Origin of the sequence: Streptomyces milbemycinicus (genome assembly GCF_002154605.1) — a bacterium.
Lineage (GTDB): Bacteria > Actinomycetota > Actinomycetes > Streptomycetales > Streptomycetaceae > Streptomyces > Streptomyces milbemycinicus.
On the sequence record NZ_MUNE01000923.1, the window covers coordinates 1 to 286 of the forward strand.

Consider the following 286-nt stretch of genomic DNA (forward strand, 5'->3'; position numbering starts at 1 on the left):
CCAGGAAGGCGGGGGCGCCGGGGATGGCCACGACGCCGTCGACGTCCGAGGTCTCCCACTCCAGCATCCGCCGGTTGTCCTCCAGGTTCTCCTCGACGGGCCGGTCGGGGAGCAGCACCGCCATGGTGGCGTGCCCCTGCCGCCCGTGTACGACCTTGAGCATGCTGTCCGCGTCGAGCCCGTGCTCGGCGGCCCAGCGGCGCCAGCAGCGCTCCACCACGGCGTCGGAGTTCACGAGGGTGCCGTCCATGTCGAGGAGAAGGGCGCGGGCGGTGAACGGGGCGGT

At 73.1% G+C, this 286-nt stretch carries 1 protein-coding gene; it reads right to left on the reverse strand.

Annotated features, from left to right (window positions below; translation table 11 throughout):
• On the reverse strand, positions 1-286 hold a 286-nt coding region (locus CCN51_RS48890; protein ID WP_483883478.1), incomplete at both ends, for an HAD family hydrolase.